The following is a 17,929-nucleotide window of genomic DNA, read 5'->3' on the forward strand; positions in this document are numbered from 1 at the left end:
AAACTATGTCAAAGGAACAATTAGCCATGTCCCTGTTTTGCTCCTTATTGTCCCAATAAAAAAGCCTAGGCTACAGTAAGCTAGGCTCTCAATTCTTTTTCTTTTTCTTCAATCAAAGTCTTTAGCTCCTCTAATCCCTCTAAGGTTGCGTATTTGTTTACATACGTTCTAGCCTTTGACAAATAAGAGTTACCATTAATCTTTTTAGGGTCTTCTTTTCGTGCTTTCTCCATGTATCTTTTAGTAGCTTCATTTTGAGCTTTACTATATGCCATATTTTCGCACCTCCTAGAAAAACAAGTATTTGACCAATACAATACTAGCCACCACTAAAACAATAGGTAAACCGTTGATTTCAATATTGATGTTTGTTTTGTTATCGTTCTTTTCATGTGTGTAGTTGATTATTTTCATTTTCAACACCCTTGTGATATAATAGGTAAAAGTGGTGTGAGTGGTTAAACCCACACCCAACATAATTATCTATACTCAATTTCAATGTCAAACTTGATTTTGAGCGGTACAAGCGAAACCTCGACATTTAGCTTGTACCTTTTCTTTTTTTGTTTTTCTTTTACCTTTACCTCATTCATATCTTTTTACCTTTCACTATGTATTTTATGTATTTTCCGTTTATAAGTTTTCGCTGTCCTCCTTAACCTTATATACTTATTATATACTAAGTCTTAGTATAATTCAAGTAAAATATACAGCAAAAGAGAACTTTTTTTCAACCGTCAATAGCTTAAAAATTTTATGCCTCTTTCAGAATTCTATGTACTTAAAAAAGCTCTGAAACCTTAACATTCCTTGTGATTGAGCTATTTTTTAATCCATCCCATCAATAGTAATAACCATTGCTTCTAGTTTAGTTTTAATCTCTTCGTTTATATGTATGTTCTCCACGTTATAGTATGTAAAGTAAAAAGGAATCCACCGTTTAAACAGCCAATCCCCTTGTCAGTTATTTTGATTCAACATACGCTACAATTTTACCCTCTGATTCTTTCGGTATGTCTACTTTGTTATTGAAATACTGACTAATCCAACTTTTTGAGCAACCTAGTAATTCTGCTAAGTCTTTCGCTTTAATCTTCTTTAGTTTCATTTCCATTAATAGTTGACATCTTTCTTTATATGTTTTCATATATTCATATAATCTCCATTCATATTTTGTTCTTGGTATTATTAATTCCTTAATTGTTCAAAAGGACAGTCCAAGAGTCTAGGTACTGCCCATTCAAAAATAAGAATATAGGAGAAATATAATATGCCAAAAATGGAAAAGACCTGAATGTCTCTATCCTTGTGGTGACATATTATTATTCGTTATCTCCTTAGATATTAGGCGTTTTCGACTAATCAAATAAGCCAATGTTCTACTATTTTTGCTCAAAAACTGATAAAAACCTTTTCGGTTCAGACTGATATACAGCATTCATAATTTGAATTTGATTGTCTTCAACAGTATTCGATTCAAATAGATGATACATAATAGAAAAAATCGTAGTAGTTTTGATTGCGCGTTTCTTCATAGAACTTTTAATTATGTTTCCACTAAGTACAATTTTCTTAGCGATTATTTCCTTTTCTTCTGAATTAGCTTTTAATAGAGAAGTTTTATAATGTTTCATTTTATCAGTATAGGTGTCAACCATTGAGATAATTTCATTTTCTTGTCTGTTGTTGGCGTTACGAACGTGGAAAATCTCACCTGTTTCAATATCAAAGGGCATTATTAATTCGAACACATTAATTACATCAGATGATTTCAATTCTTTAGCCCGTTTTATTTTAGTAGCTAACTCTTCTGCTGTTTCACGATTACGAACGTCAAAGATGTCAACTACATAGTCCATTGAAGTTTTATAGCTAGTGTATTTGCGTTTGTGATTTTTCCCGTTATTCATGAAGTTAGGAAAAAGATTCTTACCCCCCGCATCTTGCTTCATTCTAGATTTAACTAGTAAAGATAGTCGAACAAGCTCTTTCTCCGTATCAATGTCATAGGCTTTTTTAGCACCATCAATAGCGATTGTAGATAACACTGAGATGATTTCAACGACTTCTTTCATCTCGTTGTATAGCGCTGTATAACCATTAAACTTTGCATCATACATAACCGATTGAGCGGCTTGTCCTACGTTTACAATCATTCCGATTAATCCAGAAGCAATTGTCTTGTCAACTTTAGCACGATTTAGACTATCCAATACATAGCGGTTAGAAGTAGCTGAAACACCATTCAAGCAAACTTTAGCATCATTATTACGAGCAACCTCTACAATTGTTTTATTATTCGTGATTAACATTGTATCTGAATCATAATCACAACCAGATAAGATATCTTGAACAGGAAACTCAATGGCATTTACAGCAACAATGTTGTTTGTGAAATTGAAGTATTTGTCAATAAGAGTGTTTTTAGTGTTGATTGCATATAGTAGGTTATTAGCAGATGTGTGAGGATTACGGAAACATACAACTTCTTCACCATTTTTAAAGTTCTTGTTATAGATTTGATTGCCTTTCATGTGGTGTGTAGCCTTGTCGTTAACGTCAAACTTACCGATTGCAGAAAATAAGAATTCTATCGGATTACCAATTAATACAGCGTAGTCACCAGTGATACGTATTTTACCTTGTTTCATATGTGCTACGTATTTATTAATAGTCTTTCTTTTGAATGTGTTAAATAGCTCTGTCTTAGCAATATCGTTGTTATGATAGAATAAGCTTGCTAACATTTCATTGCTGTTTGTCATTGTTGCGGTATCTAATAGATGTTGTGCAAATGCTTCATCGTTATTTTTGATTGTGTTAATATAATCGACTTCGAACTTTGATAAGTCTTGAATACCGTTGATATCTAAATCCAATGAATTAACCATTTGATATGACATTTGTTGGAGCGGCATTCCTTTTTCATCATATCCTAGCTTAGTTGAGGATTCAGACTTACATACACCGAAGGTATTCTTTTCTGCTTTAATTGTTTTCTTCCAATGATTGTACATATCTTTATCAGTACCTACGAATTTGCTGAACTTAAACACTTTTAAGCTTGAAGGTGTGATAATCATATGTATATCTTTAACTTTAACTTTGTTACCTAGCATATCTTTAATAGTAGCAGTTTCATACTCTGAGCCGAATTGGTCTCTCATGAAATTAACTACATTTGTATTGAACACACAAGACTTGAAGAAGTGTTGACGTAATAGCATCATTCCTTGACCATCGAAATATTGAGAATCTAATAATCCAGAACCATCAAATAAACTGTTAGAGATTGTTGCGTTCTCATTTACTTGAGATTTAAGTTTAACTCTACCATCTACAGTGTCTTTAACAATTTCAATTGCAGACATGTTAAACACTGAATCAACATCATCAATCAATAGAATGTGTTTAGGGTTAATCTTGATTGTACTTTTAAGTGAAGATGTAACTAGTGACTCATAAGCAGACAATGAAGCGATATCAATTTCTTCACCGTTTTCAAAGTTGATCCCCATTCTTGACCATTTAGTTATCTCTTTTGCTATGTCTTCACGAATGAATAGGCATGAGCCTACACGAGATTTAGCAGAAGAACGTTTATATACAACGTATTTAACTTCTTCACCTTTATAGTTAGTTAATGTAAATCCATTAACATATAATTCATTACGTAATTCTTGTAGTGATAAAGTGGTTTCCCAGGCATCTTTATTAGCTTCGATTAACTGAGAGATTTCCTCATTACGTGTATCAAATTTTTCATTCAGTACTGCTAATCGTTCTTCAAAGTCTGTTTTCTCACCATGTTCATTTGCAAATGATTCTAGTGTACGAGCTTGAGAATCTTCAACTTTCTTTAAAACCGTTTTAGCGTTACTTACTTTGCTTTTAAACTTAACATTGATAATATCGTCTGTGTGGAATTTACGAATTGTCTTCATTGTTCGCCTATCTAACTCTTGAATATCAACTTTATCATCTTTACGGTCTGCAAATTCATTTATCCCCAATTCACGTAGCTTAATAAGCTCTAATGAATATGGAATAAAACCGTCATACTTTGGTGTTAATGAAGCTCCTCTGTTCATATGCTCCCAAATGATTGACGCTTCTACTGATTGGATGAATGTACCTTCTGTTGATTTGTTTAAGTTTGCTTTCATAGTAGTTGTTCCCCCTTTTTTTTAGTTGATTTTATATGTTGTTTTTTTAATAGTCTGTGTGCTATATTAGATATAGAAATTTGGATAAATAGTTTTCTGAGCATATTGGAAAATATGTTTGGTAGTTTTATGTTTACTTTTACAGCAAATAACAATATTTGTTGGGAAGATGGCTATTCTCAGTACGTTCGTTTCGTACTTCCCCTATGTTTCTTACCTCCTAATCTTAAATCCTTCTACTGCTCTATTGCTCATTATTCTTATTTTTATAATCATTATTCTCCTAATTTATTATTAGAATGGTAGTTCACCTAAATTGATTTCTGCACGTTTTTTCCGTAGGTCTGTTGCTGATTTAACTAGCGTTCCTGCTACTTCATTCATCTTCATTTGTTGTATTTCATCTAGTGTAGTATTTTCAATACCTTTTGCCTCAATCACTAATTGGCTATACTCATTTAATTCCTCAACGGCTTCTAGTTTTTTTTCCAAAATATATTCCTCTTTTGATTTAGTTGGCATCAAATCGTACTTTTTCTTAGTTTCCTTACTAAACTCTTGGATTTCACTTATTACGGTTATAGTAGGTGCTATACGGTCTGCGATATCATTCCCTAATACAAAGTAGTCTTGATTTCTTTCCATTCTTATTAGTCCGTAATCATGTAGTGAACGCATGATGTCATATACCGAACTACGTGGTATATTCAGCTTGCTCGCTACTGTTCTATGTCCAACAAGATACTCTTCGTTTTTATCTTCAAAGTAATCGTATTGACTTTTTAGGAATGAATAAACATAGAATGCTTTATCACCAAGACAAGCATGATTCATACAAAAAGCAAACACCTCAAATGGTATGTTTGTAAAGTTTGTACCTTTGTAGAATGTTCCTTGATTATCTTCTTCTAGTGTATTGCTGTGAAATGCTAATACAGGTTTTTTAGAAGTATATCTATTTGTCAATCCCATTGGTTCACGATAATACATATGTACGTGTTCTTTTAGGTCTGCATGTAGTTCTAGTACATTCGTAAATAATGGTAAGTCTGTATCTTCATCAGTCTCAAACACTACTGGCAATTCGAATAGTCCGATAGTTTCAGTCAAGTTATACTGGTCAAATAAGCCATTTTTCTTTATAAAAATATCAACAGTTTTATTACTAGCTGAACCTAGAATTCTTTTTACATCTTTTATGCTTGGAGCGTAGTGTGAATATTTGCACCATCTATACAAGTAGGTCATGAAGTAGATATAAGAGTAAGCTGTAGAGACAGTCTTCCAAGTCTTAATCTCTTTTTCATGTGTCTTATAAATAGTTGGCAACATCTCAAAATATTCATTAGAAACGCATACTGGGCTTTCTTGTTCTGCGTGTTTAAGCTGTTCTAACAATTGGTCGTAGTTGCTTGAATTGAATTGAGTGTTTTCTGTCATAATTGAGTTCCCCTTGAATTAGCTAGAATACTTTTTCTTTAGTTGAGTTAATTCTGTTACTGCGTTCATAAGCTCTACTGTACACTTAAATACGAACACTGTTTTATCGGGATTGCTCACATCTTTCTCAACGCTGTATTTTTGGTTTGTGATAAAACCTAAGGCATTTGCCATGTATTTATTACGTACTGCATATTTTTCTGTTAACATAATCGCATTATCCTTTTTTAATTGAATTGATTCCCCCTAAAACACACCAGATAAATATCACACCTATAGAATCTCAATTCATCCAAACTCTCTTATTAATTTATTAAGTTAAAAATAAAAGAGAAGTTGCAAGACTAGAAGGAGGAGGAAATAGCCTTGCGAATAATGAGTGTGAAACTAACTGAGGAATACTACTCAATGATGTACGCCACTGTTTTACGGTCTTACTCACCAAAGATATAGTAGTATAAACAAATTGAATCTCTATATAGTAATTCTGTTTTTCTCAGGTGACTTCCTCACCCAAAATACTTTTCTACATAGCTAAATAGACTGGTAGCTGAATATCCATCATATCTGTCACCAAATTTTAACTATGTAGAAAAGTATTTCTCATTTACATAGATATTGAGCAAAAAGTAAAATTTTGACTTTAAAGATAAGTCGATAAGTTTATATATTATAACATAACACAAAACTTTTCAAATGATTCAATAGAACTATTTTTATAACATTAATTCTATTGTGATAAAATTTTAAATAGAGGAAAAAGTAATGTAACCCTGCTTCGTTTCATATTGTGCTATGAGTTTCAGTTCTATTAAACTTTTCCCTATCCATATAGTGACGTATTTTGTGAGTCTATTGCTTGATATACAAGGGTTTAAGTGTTTAGCGTTCGACATTTTATGCTCATTTTTTAATATTTAAAATCCTCTCCTACTAGCCTTTCCCCTATACAACCATTTTTATCGCCTATGATTTCAGCTTTGTGTTTACCTTCCCTTCTGTCAAAATGCTAGTGTATTATAGTAAAAATTCTAAAAGGTTACGTATACGGATAATTATAATACTCCCTATATCACTACTACTATATTTTATGTTTTAGATTATTTTATAATTGTCCGCATACGTAACCTTTTGCATTTATGTTATATTAGCAAGATTGTTAACACAGTCCGTATGTGCAACCTTTTGTATAGACATAAGAAGAATCACTGCTATAATGCTTGTGCATCTACGAACAAATCTGATATGCAAACTCTTTTTTTTGATAAACACTAATCTATTAAGCGTCACAAGGCTCTCTACAGCTATTTGAATGTCTTGTGGTAGTTTTACTAGCTCTCTTAGTCTAGAGTGCTTCACGAATATGCTACCCTTGTCAGAAACCAAGTTACGTACTGACATGAGCAATGTTTCGTCTAATGTTAATTTCAATTTATTAATAAAATAAGATGCTACCACATTTTGTAGTTCGTTTAGGTTGTTTAAGTTCGCTTTCATTTTATTCACCTCTATGTAGAATTTGACTCACTAGATAAGTCTGTAGTTAATATAGCATAAACTTATTTTATTAGTCAACACTTTGTATGCATTTTGTGTTGTGTGGTATACTTCCCTGTGGAGGTGCTAATAAATGGTTGTTAAATCAAATTTAAAATACATATTGGATTCACAAGGTCTCTCTATTCGTGAGTTGGAAAGATTAACTGGGATATCGTTCGAAACGCTCAGAAGAATTGCTACGAATACAGCAACACGATACTCTGCTGAAACACTTGATAAGCTGTGCGAGGTATTGGATTGTGAAATATCAGATATATTGGTAAGAAAAAAAGGCTCGGATAATTAAATCCGAACCTTTTTTTAAAGATATATCCATATAAATTGTTTTCTAAAAGATTGTTGTTTCTAGTTTGCTATCTTCTTCAATTAAAGCCCTCAGTTAGTTGAAGAAGAAGTTCTTTTATTTCTATAGCAAGCCAATAAGTTTCAATCCAATAAATACAAAGATCCAGCTATCTAACCTATCTAAAACTCCCCCGTGACCAGGAAGAATTTTCCCTGAATCTTTAACACCATAGTTGCGTTTTAGTGCTGATTCAACCAAGTCACCAACTTGACCAGCTATAGATACAACAAGAGTTATTATTAAAGCTTCGATGTAGTTTACATATGTATTTAATGTCATTTGAAGAGCCATTCCTATAATAATCGCTGCTATAATACCACCTATTGCTCCTTCTACTGTCTTATTAGGACTAGTTTTTTCAGCAAGTTTTCTTTTACCAAATTTTCTTCCAATAAAATAAGCTCCTGAGTCAGTTGACCAAATTGTTAATAATATAGAGAACGCCCAAATAACTCCATTATCTATTCTTGCTTCTGCTAATGAACTGAACCCAAATCCAATATATAAAACGCCAATCAGCAAAGTCCCAGCCTTTTCAATTGAAAACTCCTGATTAAAAATAGTAGCTGTTAGCAATAAGAGAACAAGAGCTATCAATACTTTAATTTGAATCTGTTCACCCCCAGAACTTAACAAAGGAGAGAATAAAAATATAACTCCTAAAAGTCCTGCAAACCATTTAACGTCCAAAATTCTTGCCTTAATAATAGTAGTAAATTCATAATAGGCTATTATTGCAAGAATTAAAGAAAAAGCCGAAAACCAATAACTCCCGAAATAAAATGGAATTAAAAATAAAATTGCCATAATAATTCCAGTGATTATACGTACCTTCACACTTACACTTCCTCATATCTCTAATTTGTAGTATGGAGTAAATTATACTACAAAAAATAGAAGAAGAAACCATAAGAAACATATCTATTCTTCTTCAACTAAACTTCACCGTTAGTTGAATAACAACAATCTTTTAGAGAAAAGCCTTTTTAATTAGCCAAAAAGGTAAGTATAATTGTGTTTAATTATATTGACATACTGCTTCTTCCCTTCCAACATGAAGCCTGAATTGAGGACAACGGCTTGGTGCTGAAAATGACTGCCTACATTTCAGAAACTAAATTAATAGAATCTAAAATATAGACAGCCATTGCATTATGTACATGAATCCGTCATTTGAGGTATCCGTATATGTATGCCCTTGTTAAACGTGTTCTTTCGAACAATACATATAGTTTCTACTTCTGCCCCGAAACGTCTTGTAATCCGTCTACATGCCTTCTGCGTGTATCGTAAATGCTTATTCTACTGTTATGAGAAACTCAACAACAATTACAATGTATTATGTATTCTGCATGACCTTAATCATTCAGACCTTCCACTCCTAGCCGTTAATGGTCGCTAACACCATTCAGATACCAAAGCCAACAAGGAAGCTTGTAGTTGTATCCTAGACTTAATTATTGCGGCGGCTAAGTCATAACCTTTCCAGTTTTGTTTTGATTAGTGTTATTGGGCAACCACCAAAGAGCCACTATTATCAAAAAAAGACAATAGGAAACTAGACCTTTGCATTTTATCTTTTTTTCAAGTAAAATGAAGGCTATAAATGCTCATATTTAGTTGTATTGGTCTATTGCTAATTGAGTGTTGAGAGTTAGCTACTGCAATAGCTAACTCTCTTTTTTATTGCTTAAAACTCGAAATTGTTTAATGGATTGTGCTTGTCATTCTCCTGTTTTAAGTGACTACCCCATAAATTTACATAGCGTTGAGTCGTTGTTATATTTTCATGTCGCATTAACTTCATTATCGTAAAACTGTTTACATTTGATTGGACAAGATTCCTGCAAAAAGTGTGCCTAAACGTATGTGGGCTAACTCGCACATCTTTAAAATTCATTCTCTCTTTTAACTCGCGAAAAACATAATCAATCGTATTAATTGTAAATGGTTCATTTTTATTAGTAACAAACAAATACTCACTTTCATTTTTTAAAATATTTGACGAAAATGTCCTGAATGCTAGTAACTCTCTCGTTAATTTATCTGTTAAAAACACCGTTTCATATTTCCTGCTCTTACCATGTACTTGTAACGTTTGATTTTTAAAATCTACATCATCCCACTTCAACATTAATAGCTCCTTCCTACGAATGCCTGTCCCTAGAAGTACCAAAATAATCAAATAGTTACGGTAACTGCTATATGATTGGTGTCTCTTTCTCTGTGTCCTATAGAACGCCAACATTTGGTTAATTTGTTGGTCTGTAAAAGTGTCAATCTTCACATCTACTTTTTGAGTTTTTATCTTCTTCCCAATGTTTTCATCAACATACCCCTCTTCAACGCAATAATTTAAAAAAGCTTTAGCACGTAAAATAATTGTGTTGATTGTATTTGGTTTCCTGTTTTTTTGCTGTGCCATTATTAGGTAATTTTTAAGATGACTACGTGTTACATCCTCAACATTAACTGCTCCTTCTTCAATGCAATAGTCAATGAAAGGCTTAATCATGTATTTATAACTTCTGATATTTGACTCAGTTGTGTTATTGAATCGTCTATCCGATATAAAATCATCAAACGCAAACTTTAAAAGCATAAAAAAATACACTCCTTTTCATCTAAACTAATAGACAATAAGAAGTGTACTATTGATAACAAACAAACTGTATTTTACTCCACATCTTAACAAGTGCCTTGAACCCTTGGTATTACTGACTTTTCCTAAGTTTTTTCAGGCCTTCTCATGATAAGATTATTTAATTAAAAAGAATTGTAACATGAACAATTAAGAATATCAATAATACATAGAATATTTTGTTATTAATCATGCATGTCATTATGTAATTTGTTTAACACTAAACTTGAATGTTTACATTCATTATTTGATGGTAAACATGCTGTACTTATGTTAACATATACCTTTAGTAACAGAGAGGAACGTGAATAGTTTGATTAAAATTGATTTTCCAAAACCAGATTTAGTAATCCGCCAACGCGAACAAGATTTAAAGCCAGGAGATGTACCAATCACACCATACCATGGTTTTATCGACTTCCATAAAATCACTCGTGAAAACGGTGGTATTTTCTTATTCTACAATGAAGAAAACGAACTATTATTTGTAGGTAAAGCACGTAAAATTCGTCAACGTATTAAAAAGCATTTTGAGGACAATGTGTCACCGATGAAAAATCATCGTGATGAAATTTTCAAAATTGAAGTGTATGAAGTGGAAGATCCAATGGAACGTGAAATTTATGAAACGTACGCGATCAATTCATTCCGCGCTAAATACAATGTTGATAAAGTATTTTATTAATATTTAACGAAAAAAAAGAATCTGCTTGCCCTCTGTAATGTACATGACGGCTTGCAGATTCTTTTTCAATACTTTTATTCTAAGAAAAATGCTTTACGTTCTTTAGTAATCCATTCCTCAAGCTCCGTATCATCGCGCTTTAAAAGGCGATTAATAAGCACGTCATGCCATACATAATCCTCTAATAAATAGATATGAACAGGATCATTGGTAATAAAAGCCGTTTCCTGATTTGCCGGAGAGTGACCATAAATCATCTCTTGACCATCTACAGACAAAATAAACCAATGAGGTGTAGACGCATTCCTCGTATAGGGAGTGATACGGTGTTGGTCAATGGAAGCTAAATGGTCCTCCACATACAAGGTAATTCCCTGAACAGGTACATGCTTCGCTACCTCATGTAAATCTTCCCGCAATTCTTCATACATATCTTCCCACATTGATAATATGACTTTTTTCTCCGCTTTTTTTAATAATGACTGACAATAATTGAAGATTGCCTCTTTTCCTTTTAACGTGACAACTTTATGCTCCGCTTCCTGCTCTTTTACTTCTAATTTTTCTAATCGATCACTAATCGACGTAAAATTAGATTGCCAACGTTGCTGAATTTGCTGTAAAAACACAGCGACAGGAATGGAAGAGTATGTCGTTTGATCTGCCGTTTCTTCTTTCAGTACTAACCCTTTTTCAACAAGTACATCAAGTATATCGTATATTCTTGCACGAGGGATACCGGAGTTTTTACTTACTTGATAGGCACTAACATGACTATTTTGTACGAGTGCAGTATAGGCCTTTGCTTCATATTCTGTGAATCCCAGCTCTTTCAATTGGGCGATTAATTCAACCATTCGATCCCTCCATTACCTCTATTATAAGTTAAGGCTATGAAGATACGCCAACGAAAAAAATTAGTCTTTACAGCCCTGTGAAATTTAGTTACTATTTCAGTAGTAACTATCAAAAGAGGTGTAAACATGCTATTTGAAGTAGATGTAAATGTAGTCATATTATTAATATCTTTTGGATTTTTAGCCGCCTTTGTGGATGCAGTCGTTGGAGGTGGTGGCTTAATTGCGTTACCTGCCCTTATGTTTGCTGGTTTAAATCCAGCAGCGGCAGTAGCCACTAATAAACTTGCCGGCACCATGGGTTCTTTAACATCAACCCTTTCTTTTTATCGATCTGGTCAGCTAGAAATTCGTTCGGTTATTAAATACTTTCCCCTAGCCTTTGTGGGATCACTTTTTGGTGCATGGACAGTTCATTTAATTAATCCTGAATTACTAAAACCACTTATGCTCATAATGCTTGCTGCTGTTGCAGTCTATACAATCTTTAAAAAAGATTGGGGTTCTGTAGCTGCAGTCAAAAATTTAAAGTTTACGCACTTAGTCCTATTCATGCTGTTGTTATTTACAATTGGGTTTTATGATGGGTTTCTTGGTCCAGGAACTGGCTCATTTTTAATCTTTAGCTTTTTATTAGTCGGCTTCGATTTCTTAAAGGCAGCAGGAAATGCGAAATTTTTAAACTTAGCAAGTAATTTTGCCGGCCTTTTAATGTTCGCCTACTTAGGTCAGATTCATTATGTCTATGGTTTACTAATGGGTATCGCTCAAATTGCCGGTGCATTTGTAGGCTCACATATGGCGATTAAAAAAGGTAGCGGCTTTGTCCGCGTATTATTTATTATCGTAACGATTACTTTGTTAACTAAAAATGCTTATGATTACATAAAAAACGCCGTAGATATCTAGCTCTACGGTGTCTTAACTTGTCGACAATCTTTGGCGTTCTGTTTCTTTAATTTGAAGAGGCTTTTTGTCATTTCGGAGGGTCTATCGGCGATTTTCGGGATTCTATTCGTCGCTCAGGAGAGGCTTTCCGTCACTTTGAAATTTCTATCCATCAATCCAGAAATTCTATCCACGATTTTGGAGGTTCTATCAACGACTCGGTGATTCTATCCATCATTTGGAGGAGCTATTCGTCGCTCTGAAAAGGCTTTCCGTCACTTCGAACTTTCTATCCATCAATTCAGAGATTCTATCCGCGATTTCGAATGTTCTATCCACGATTTTGGACAGTCTATCCATCATTACGAACATTCTATCCATCGCTTATTGTCTGCAATATAAAACGCCGTAGATATTTTATCACTACGGCGTTTTCTAATTTAAATATACAACTTTTCATTTTTAAATTTATGACTTGTTAATAAGCTAACAATAATAAATATCACTAAGGAAGCGACGATTGGAATTGTCACGGTATGCATACCAAAGACAGAAGGATAAAAACGATCAATGATTATATAAAGGATCATACCCGAAATCATTGACGCTATAGCACCATACTTATTGGCTTTTTTCCAATATAGTCCTAATACGACGGTCCAAATAAAGACTGCCTCAAGTCCGCCAAAAGCGAATAAATTTAGCCATACTAATAAATCTGGTGGATTTAGTGCAAAAACGACAACGGCTAAACCGATCACTGTCGTAACAATAAAACTTGCACGCTTAATTTCCGTATCATTCGATGTAGGTTTTATATAATTTAAGTAAATATCTTTCACTACTGTGGAGCTTACAAGCATAAGTAACGCGTTGACTGTAGACATCGTTGCTGCCATCGGTGCTGCTAAAACAATGCCAGCTAAAAATGGTGGTAAAACTTTTAATGTTAGCATTGGCATAACTTTATCACCAATTTCAATACCCGGTATCACTGGTCGTGCAAAAACACCGATTAGATGCATCCCAAACATTATTGTCCCAATGGCAATAGTGCCAATGATAATAGCTAAATGCATACTTTTAGAATCTTTATAGCTCATAGCACGAACTGCGATTTGTGGAAGTCCCACAACTCCAACACCAATCAAAATCCAAAATGTAGATACGTATAATGGCGTTAACTCACCTTCTGCTCCAAATGGAGACACAAGATTCGGATTCTCAGCGACAAGTGAGGCCATAATATTATCGATTCCTCCACCAGCGATGATTGTCCCAATTAATAAAATAATGGTTCCGATAACCATAATAGAGCCTTGCACCGTATCCGTTAGTGCAACAGCACGGAAGCCCCCAATAATCACATACACTAATACCGAAATCGCAAATATAAAGAGTGCAGTTGTATAGTTTAAGCCAGTTAATGATTCTATTAATCGAGCACCACCTACCCATTGGGCCATCATTGCGGAAAATAAAAAGATGATAATACTAATGGCCGATAGGATAACAATAGCATGACTCTTATAGCGTTCTCGTAAAAAATCTATTAACGTGATGGCTTGATACCGTCTTGCGATAATAGCAAATTTCTTCCCTAAAATCATTAAGACGAAATAACCTGCAGGAAGCTGCGCCATCGCCAGCAATACCCAGCCAAGCCCTTTCGTGTATGCAACGCCTGGACCACCAATAAAGCTACTTGCACTACCGTACGTAGCAATCATTGTCATAGCGAGGATAAAGCCTCCCATTTCACGACCACCGAGGAAGTATTCCTGTAAAAATGAATTGGAAGAGCGTACATACTTATTTGACCAGATCCCAATACCAAAAATGATGACTAGAAATAATAGCAGTGGAAAAATAACTTGCCAATGCATTATTGATCCACCTCCTCATCGTCAAATGGTACCTCTTTGAAAAAGAGTTTCATGACGACCCAGATTAACATAATCATAAAACCTGTCCCTGCAATACAGCTATAGAAAAACCATGCAGGGAAACCGAATACATACGTATAGCTTGTTGGATCACCAGAGCCTAGACCATAGGCAAAGCCAAACCAAATCGCAAAGTTAACGATAACAAGCCCGATACCGATAAGCGCCTCTCGATGCGCAATTTTAAAGCGTTGATCTTTCAAAATATAGTCCCCCTAACCTACTCTATTTTACTGATATGTTCGTATTATGGGAACCTTTGTGAAAAAATAAATATCAATAGCTCAAGCTATTTTTTAAAATAACGATTAATAGAGATTTTCCCCTTATTTCGTGTTTAACATTAGATTGTTTTTATTCACTAGTATCTAATAGCTCAACATCTATATTTTCGCTATTTCCCAGCTATGAAATATTTCTAGATGCCATTTATTTTTAAGTCTTTGATATTTATTCTCTTCAATCCATATATGTAGGTTTTTATAGGTTCCATTATTTTATAATTGGCCCCTTTATGTCTTAAAGCGGCATAATTTTGAGATGGGATTGTTAGAGTTACCGTATCATCTGGAATATGTTCGTACTTTTTCACTTCAACACAAACCCAGTAACCATCTTCATCTTCAAAATCATGATCTACGACAAAAGCACCAACTTGCTGTGAAGAATTTTCTACATGTTTCATTTCGCCAATTCGTTTTTTTAACTGCAAGGATGTTTTAGGAATTTCGATTATCTATGGATCAGCTGGACATAAAACCCGAAAACCTACTAGCTTTAACTCCTCAATTTCTTTATCTCTTTGCGCTGCAATGTGAATTCTGTCATTTCAATTCCCCCACATACAATTATTTTACATTTTCTACAATAAAAATAAATATTCCTCTTTTTCCTATAAAAATTGAAAAACGCCTGATATCCAAGCGTTTTTCAACATTCCTTAATATTGAAATTTTTTTAATAAGCTTTGAAGCTCGTCTGCCTGTTGTGCCATCTCTTTGGCTGAAGAGGCCATATTGTCTATGAAAGTTAATTGCTCCTTCGCTGTTAGCGTAACGTGCTCCGTACTTTCGGTTGCCTTACTCGCAATGCGTGCCATTGCTTCTGTTGAGGCAGTAACTTCTTCAACACTTGCGGACATTTGCTCCGTCACGGCAGAGATGTCATGTAACTGCGTACTAACCCCTTTAATTGACTGCATAATCTTGTGGAAGGCCAGTTTTGTATCATCTACAACATCCATACCTGACGCAGCTTCCTTCGAGTTACTAGAAATAGCCGAAATTACATTGGCTGTATCATTTTGAATTGAATGAATAAGTGTTGCTATTTGGTCAGCAGATTCCTTTGATTGTTCTGCTAATTTGCGAACTTCATCAGCAACGACAGCAAAGCCTTTTCCTTGTTCACCAGCACGAGCCGCTTCAATAGCTGCATTTAAGGCCAGCAAATTCGTTTGATCGGCGATGCTTGTAATCACATCAACGATATTGCCAATTTGCTGTGACTGATCACCTAATATACGGACCTGTGCCTCTACATTGCCAGATGATTCATTAATAATTGTCATTTGATGCAATACACGATTCAAAGAATCATTGCCTTGTGCAGCCTCATCACTCATTAAATCAGCAGCATCTGAAACAGTTGAAGCGGTTTTTGCAACTTGTTGGATGCCTATCGCCATTTCCTGCATGGCAGTTAGGCTATCACTTGTGCTTTGTAATGTAGTTTTTGAACCATCCGCTATATCTTCTAATGTTGACGTTAGCTGTCTCGTCATATCTGCTGTTTGCTGCGATTTAGTCGTTAAGCCATCAGAAGATACATCAACCTGTTTAGACGATTGTGCTATTTGTTGCATTAATACTTTTAAACTTGTCAGCATTTTGTTAAAAGATTGCGCTAGCTCCCCTGCTTCATCCTTGGAATTAATTTGTAACTGTTTTGTTAAATCTCCTTCTCCATCCGCAATATCTCGTAGTTGATTGTTTATTTCACGAAGCGGTTTCACAAATGCTCTTGTGGAAAGGAAGCTACCTAATATAGCTATGATTGCTCCGATGAACAATACAATGAGAAGCTTACCGATAAATGCAAAAATAATTGTTTTAACCCCATCTATTGTTTCACCGACAAACCACATGCCAATGATGTCTCCATTTGCATCTTTAATCGGTGCATAGAGTGTTAAATATTTCGTTCCTACTACATCAGCTTCACCTATAAAGGTTTCCCCTTTATTCATGACATTTTCAACGACTTTTGGATCAGCATCTTTGCCCACTAAACGTTCTCCATTTAGCTTTAGGTTGGTGATCAGTCCTTTTGAACCTTGAAAAATGGTTACACCGCCATCGATGCTTTCTCCTACCTCATCTACAAAGGCTTCCTGATTAACGATTTTTGTATCCCCTTTGTAAAGATCCCCATCTTGTATAGCCCAATCTCCCTTAAATCGTTCCTCTAGCAGCATATAACCAACCTTTGAAATATGGGTTATGCTCTGTTCAAAATTGTTACGCATAATTTGTTTTACTTGTATATGAGAAACAAATCCAATCATAACGCTTAAAAATAGGATGACTCCCACTAAAAGCAAATTAAATTTTGTACTAATTTTAAAAGTACGCAATAAATTTTTCTCTCCTTTCTCATATTTATTAGGAATATTATGTATAAAAAATAAGCCAAGTTTATTAAACATTATTATGTAAATAATTTCAATATATTATCAATAAATTAACATTTTTAATCATTATAGGGTGTTTCGAGTGTAGGAAAGACGGTAAATTTACAATGTGAGGTTGATTTTGTTCCGACTGTGCGCATTCTTGAGGGGGTACGATGAGCCGCTTCACTTTGCTGAAAGTTCTCTTTTGTGACGCTAATCCTCAAGGAGAAGTCCAGTCTCCACTGTCACCAACCCTCACTAGTAAATAAATATTTCATTTTAGGGGGGAGTTTAAATTATTCTTTATATATCTAGAAAAGTGGCCGTCGAATAAGTTATTTATTGGAAAGTTCATCAATCGCTAGAACAGCTAGTTCCAACGCTTTAATTCTTCTTTCTAAAAGCGTTCTTTGGGGACTACCAGCCTTTGACTTAACATATACTTTCTCAATTGATGGAAATAAACCAGTAAGAACATTGCGAGCATCTGCTAATTCTTCCTGGGTGTAATGATGGGGGCTTTGATGCCAAACGTTTTCTAGTATTGCTAATCCAATGCAAACAGCTTTGAGTCGTTTCTTTACTAAGGTAGTATTTGCGCCTTTCTGAATCATCTGGGATAAGGCATTTTCGAGTTTATTGATTGTCGATTGTAACGATTTTATTGATTCCAATTTTTCTACATTTGATACGTTTTCCATTTTAGTACTGCCCTTTCTTCGTTTC

16 protein-coding genes are annotated in these 17,929 nt (G+C 34.3%); 3 read left to right on the forward strand and 13 right to left on the reverse strand.

Features of this window, described 5'->3' with window-relative positions; translation table 11 throughout:
- Nucleotides 1-80: 80 nt before the first annotated feature.
- The 5 genes from ACIPKN_RS17980 to ACIPKN_RS18000 form a co-directional block, all read right to left on the reverse strand.
- Nucleotides 81-275, reverse strand: coding sequence for a hypothetical protein (locus ACIPKN_RS17980; RefSeq protein ID WP_400938556.1), 195 nt, complete (start codon nt 273-275; stop codon nt 81-83).
- 689 nt (nt 276-964) lie between these two features.
- Nucleotides 965-1,147, reverse strand: coding sequence for a helix-turn-helix domain-containing protein (locus tag ACIPKN_RS17985; RefSeq protein ID WP_400938558.1), 183 nt, complete (start codon nt 1,145-1,147; stop codon nt 965-967).
- Between the two features lie 235 nt (nt 1,148-1,382).
- The gene (locus ACIPKN_RS17990) at nt 1,383-4,166 is read right to left on the reverse strand and encodes a hypothetical protein (protein WP_400938560.1); all 2,784 of its coding nucleotides are present in this window, start codon (nt 4,164-4,166) and stop codon (nt 1,383-1,385) included.
- 294 nt (nt 4,167-4,460) lie between these two features.
- Nucleotides 4,461-5,606: a helix-turn-helix domain-containing protein gene (locus ACIPKN_RS17995; RefSeq protein WP_400938563.1), complete on the reverse strand. Its 1,146-nt coding sequence runs from the start codon at nt 5,604-5,606 to the stop codon at nt 4,461-4,463.
- A gap of 18 nt (nt 5,607-5,624) precedes the next feature.
- Nucleotides 5,625-5,816 carry a hypothetical protein gene (locus ACIPKN_RS18000; protein WP_400938565.1) on the reverse strand — a complete coding sequence of 64 codons (192 nt, stop codon included), beginning with the start codon at nt 5,814-5,816 and terminating at the stop codon, nt 5,625-5,627.
- Nucleotides 5,817-7,236: 1,420 nt separating this feature from the next.
- Here ACIPKN_RS18000 and ACIPKN_RS18005 point away from each other — a divergent pair.
- The gene (locus tag ACIPKN_RS18005) at nt 7,237-7,452 is read left to right on the forward strand and encodes a helix-turn-helix domain-containing protein (protein WP_400938567.1); all 216 of its coding nucleotides are present in this window, start codon (nt 7,237-7,239) and stop codon (nt 7,450-7,452) included.
- A 120-nt stretch (nt 7,453-7,572) separates the two neighbouring features.
- Here ACIPKN_RS18005 and ACIPKN_RS18010 read toward each other — a convergent pair whose 3' ends face one another.
- Nucleotides 7,573-8,349 carry a phosphatidate cytidylyltransferase gene (locus tag ACIPKN_RS18010; RefSeq protein ID WP_400938569.1) on the reverse strand — a complete coding sequence of 259 codons (777 nt, stop codon included), beginning with the start codon at nt 8,347-8,349 and terminating at the stop codon, nt 7,573-7,575.
- 853 nt (nt 8,350-9,202) lie between these two features.
- Nucleotides 9,203-10,114, reverse strand: a complete 912-nt coding sequence (locus ACIPKN_RS18015; protein WP_400938571.1) for a tyrosine-type recombinase/integrase — start codon at nt 10,112-10,114, stop codon at nt 9,203-9,205.
- Between the two features lie 352 nt (nt 10,115-10,466).
- On the opposite strand from ACIPKN_RS18015, the gene ACIPKN_RS18020 reads away from it, so the two are divergent.
- Nucleotides 10,467-10,838 (forward strand): nucleotide excision repair endonuclease, encoded by a 372-nt coding sequence (locus tag ACIPKN_RS18020; RefSeq protein ID WP_142510422.1) that lies wholly within the window; start codon nt 10,467-10,469, stop codon nt 10,836-10,838.
- Nucleotides 10,839-10,912: 74 nt separating this feature from the next.
- Here the strand turns inward: ACIPKN_RS18020 and ACIPKN_RS18025 are convergent, their stop codons facing one another.
- On the reverse strand, nt 10,913-11,695 hold the full coding sequence (locus ACIPKN_RS18025; RefSeq protein WP_400938574.1) for a TrmB family transcriptional regulator: 783 nt from the start codon (nt 11,693-11,695) through the stop codon (nt 10,913-10,915).
- A gap of 126 nt (nt 11,696-11,821) precedes the next feature.
- Here ACIPKN_RS18025 and ACIPKN_RS18030 point away from each other — a divergent pair, with 126 nt between their 5' ends.
- Nucleotides 11,822-12,604 carry a TSUP family transporter gene (locus ACIPKN_RS18030; protein WP_400938577.1) on the forward strand — a complete coding sequence of 261 codons (783 nt, stop codon included), beginning with the start codon at nt 11,822-11,824 and terminating at the stop codon, nt 12,602-12,604.
- A 419-nt stretch (nt 12,605-13,023) separates the two neighbouring features.
- Here ACIPKN_RS18030 and panF read toward each other — a convergent pair whose 3' ends face one another.
- The 5 genes from panF to ACIPKN_RS18055 form a co-directional block, all read right to left on the reverse strand.
- The gene (gene panF, locus ACIPKN_RS18035; protein WP_400938580.1) at nt 13,024-14,469 is read right to left on the reverse strand and encodes a sodium/pantothenate symporter; all 1,446 of its coding nucleotides are present in this window, start codon (nt 14,467-14,469) and stop codon (nt 13,024-13,026) included.
- Nucleotides 14,469-14,732: a YhdT family protein gene (locus tag ACIPKN_RS18040; RefSeq protein WP_142510426.1), complete on the reverse strand. Its 264-nt coding sequence runs from the start codon at nt 14,730-14,732 to the stop codon at nt 14,469-14,471. Before ACIPKN_RS18040 ends, panF begins: the two co-directional genes overlap by 1 nt.
- 215 nt (nt 14,733-14,947) lie before the next feature.
- Nucleotides 14,948-15,214 (reverse strand): GyrI-like domain-containing protein, encoded by a 267-nt coding sequence (locus tag ACIPKN_RS18045; RefSeq protein WP_400938582.1) that lies wholly within the window; start codon nt 15,212-15,214, stop codon nt 14,948-14,950.
- A 255-nt stretch (nt 15,215-15,469) separates the two neighbouring features.
- Entirely contained in the window at nt 15,470-17,164 is a 1,695-nt protein-coding gene (locus tag ACIPKN_RS18050; protein ID WP_400938585.1) for a methyl-accepting chemotaxis protein, read from the reverse strand.
- A 374-nt stretch (nt 17,165-17,538) separates the two neighbouring features.
- Nucleotides 17,539-17,904, reverse strand: a complete 366-nt coding sequence (locus ACIPKN_RS18055; protein ID WP_400938587.1) for a hypothetical protein — start codon at nt 17,902-17,904, stop codon at nt 17,539-17,541.
- Between the last annotated feature and the right edge of the window lie 25 nt (nt 17,905-17,929).

Source organism: Lysinibacillus sp. NPDC086135 (genome assembly GCF_044746345.1).
Taxonomy (GTDB): domain Bacteria; phylum Bacillota; class Bacilli; order Bacillales_A; family Planococcaceae; genus Lysinibacillus.

Excerpts from the sequence above, each read along its gene's own strand:
- ACIPKN_RS18055 (WP_400938587.1), bottom strand. The coding sequence starts at position 17,904 with ATGGAAAACGTATCAAATGTAGAAAAATTGGAATCAATAAAATCGTTA.
- ACIPKN_RS18015 (WP_400938571.1), bottom strand. The coding sequence starts at position 10,114 with ATGCTTTTAAAGTTTGCGTTTGATGATTTTATATCGGATAGACGATTC.
- ACIPKN_RS18030 (WP_400938577.1), top strand. The coding sequence starts at position 11,822 with ATGCTATTTGAAGTAGATGTAAATGTAGTCATATTATTAATATCTTTT.
- ACIPKN_RS18005 (WP_400938567.1), top strand. The coding sequence starts at position 7,237 with ATGGTTGTTAAATCAAATTTAAAATACATATTGGATTCACAAGGTCTC.
- ACIPKN_RS17995 (WP_400938563.1), bottom strand. The coding sequence starts at position 5,606 with ATGACAGAAAACACTCAATTCAATTCAAGCAACTACGACCAATTGTTA.
- panF (WP_400938580.1), bottom strand. The coding sequence starts at position 14,469 with ATGCATTGGCAAGTTATTTTTCCACTGCTATTATTTCTAGTCATCATT.
- ACIPKN_RS18000 (WP_400938565.1), bottom strand. The coding sequence starts at position 5,816 with ATGTTAACAGAAAAATATGCAGTACGTAATAAATACATGGCAAATGCC.
- ACIPKN_RS18025 (WP_400938574.1), bottom strand. The coding sequence starts at position 11,695 with ATGGTTGAATTAATCGCCCAATTGAAAGAGCTGGGATTCACAGAATAT.
- ACIPKN_RS17990 (WP_400938560.1), bottom strand. The coding sequence starts at position 4,166 with ATGAAAGCAAACTTAAACAAATCAACAGAAGGTACATTCATCCAATCA.
- ACIPKN_RS18045 (WP_400938582.1), bottom strand. The coding sequence starts at position 15,214 with ATGAAACATGTAGAAAATTCTTCACAGCAAGTTGGTGCTTTTGTCGTA.
- ACIPKN_RS17980 (WP_400938556.1), bottom strand. The coding sequence starts at position 275 with ATGGCATATAGTAAAGCTCAAAATGAAGCTACTAAAAGATACATGGAG.
- ACIPKN_RS17985 (WP_400938558.1), bottom strand. The coding sequence starts at position 1,147 with ATGAAAACATATAAAGAAAGATGTCAACTATTAATGGAAATGAAACTA.